The following is a 1,306-nucleotide window of genomic DNA, read 5'->3' as shown; positions in this document are numbered from 1 at the left end:
CAGGCTGCGGAAATTCGGCTGTTCAGAACGGCTCCAACCTGATTCGCTGCGGTTGTAGGAAGCGGCGGCGGGTTGAGGCGATGCGCGGGACGGATCGGCAGACGGGGTCGATGTTCAGCTATGTGAGTCCGGAGGCACTGGTGCCGGTGGACCACCCACTGCGGGCGATCAGGTTGCTGGTGAACCGGGCGTTGGATCGGCTGTCGGGCGAATTTGACAAGCTCTACGCTTCGGGTGGGCGGGACTCGATTGCGCCGGAGAAGCTGCTGCGGGCATTGCTGCTTCAGGCCTTCTACTCGGTCCGGTCGGAGCGGTGGCTGATGGAACAGGTGACCTACAACATGCTGTTCCGCTGGTTCATCGGGCTATCGATGGACGCGCCGGTCTGGGACGTGACGGTGTTCACGAAGAACCGGGATCGGCTGCTGCGTGGTGAGGTGGCGGGGAAGTTCTTTGCTGCTGTCTTGGCCGACCCCGAGGTGAAGCCGCTGCTGTCGTCGGAGCATTTTTCGGTGGATGGCACGCTGATCGAGGCTTGGGCTTCGATGAAGAGCTTCCGGCCAAAAGACGGCAGCGGCGCGCCGCCTGGTCCCGGCCGCAATGGGGAGCGCGACTTTCACGGCGAGAAGCGCAGCAACGAGACACACGCCTCGACCACGGACCCGGATGCGCGGCTGGCGCGGAAGTCGAACGGGCAGGCCTCGAAGCTCTGCTACGCCGGGCATGTGGTGATGGAGAACCGCCACGGCCTGGCGGTCGCAGCGGCAACGACACGGGCCACCGGGACCGCCGAGCGTGACGCGGGCGAGGCCATGATGGCGGGGCTGGAGCGCGCGCCGCGCAGCACGTTGGGCGGGGACAAGAACTACGACACGCAGGGCTTTGTCGCCGCGATGCGCAGGCTTGGCGTTACGCCGCATGTGGCGCAGCACAACAATGGCCGCCGCTCGGCGATCGACGGGCGCACCACGCGGCACCCCGGCTATGCGGTCAGCCAGCGCGTCCGCAAGCGGATCGAGGAAGTGTTCGGCTGGGGCAAGGAGATCGGCGGCATGCGCCGCACCCTGCTGCGCGGGCTGGAGCGGGTCGGATGGAGCTTCATGCTGCGGGTGGCGGCCTACAACCTGATCCGACTGCCGAAGCTGCTGGCGGCGCCTGCCTGATCGCCGCCAGACAAGCGCCCGACACCATAGTTTCCCGCAGAAAGCCGACGCAAACCCCGCATCACGGCCCCGCTCGCGCTACACGCCCGCCACCACAGGCAAGATACATCAGGTCCATAGCGGCGAATTTCCGCAGCCTGCTA

At 66.6% G+C, this 1,306-nt stretch carries 1 protein-coding gene; it reads left to right on the top strand.

The features are described from left to right. The first annotated feature begins 80 nt into the window (after positions 1 to 80). The gene (locus JJQ90_RS26710; RefSeq protein WP_216879298.1) at positions 81 to 1,163 is read left to right on the top strand and encodes an IS5 family transposase; all 1,083 of its coding nucleotides are present in this window, start codon (positions 81 to 83) and stop codon (positions 1,161 to 1,163) included. Positions 1,164 to 1,306: the final 143 nt, after the last annotated feature.

Origin of the sequence: Falsiroseomonas oleicola, assembly GCF_019029495.1 — a bacterium.
Taxonomy (GTDB): domain Bacteria; phylum Pseudomonadota; class Alphaproteobacteria; order Acetobacterales; family Acetobacteraceae; genus Falsiroseomonas; species Falsiroseomonas oleicola.
This window is presented reverse-complemented; position numbering and strand designations above follow the sequence as displayed.